This is a genomic window from Myxococcus llanfairpwllgwyngyllgogerychwyrndrobwllllantysiliogogogochensis, assembly GCF_006636215.1.
Lineage (GTDB): Bacteria > Myxococcota > Myxococcia > Myxococcales > Myxococcaceae > Myxococcus > Myxococcus llanfairpwllgwyngyllgogerychwyrndrobwllllantysiliogogogochensis.
Map to the genome: position 1 here is coordinate 1 of NZ_VIFM01001035.1, position 382 is coordinate 382.

Genomic DNA, 382 nt, shown 5'->3' on the forward strand with positions numbered 1-382 from the left:
CTGCTACGACAGCTACGTGCCCAACGTGGAGCTGGCGGGCGGCACGGCGGTGCGCGTGCCGCTCACGCCCGGCACCTTCCGCCCGGATTTCGGCCGCATCGCCGCAGCGCTCACGCCGCGCACGCGCGCGATCCTCATCAACACGCCGCACAACCCCTCGGCCACCGTGTGGACGGACGAGGACATGCGGGCGCTCGAAGCGCTGCTCGCGCCGACGGACGTGGTGGTGATCAGCGACGAGGTCTACGAGCACATGGTGTTCGACGGTGCCGAGCACCAGAGCGCCGCCCGCTTTCCTGGGCTGGCCGCGCGGGCCTTCATCGTGTCGAGCTTCGGCAAGACCTTCCACGTCACGGGCTGGAAGGTGGGCACCGTGGTCGCG

Annotated in this window: 1 protein-coding gene; it reads left to right on the forward strand. The window is 70.7% G+C overall.

Features of this window, described 5'->3' with window-relative positions:
* A partial coding sequence (locus FJV41_RS57745) for an aminotransferase class I/II-fold pyridoxal phosphate-dependent enzyme (RefSeq protein WP_141649714.1) occupies positions 1-382 on the forward strand: 382 nt, incomplete at both ends.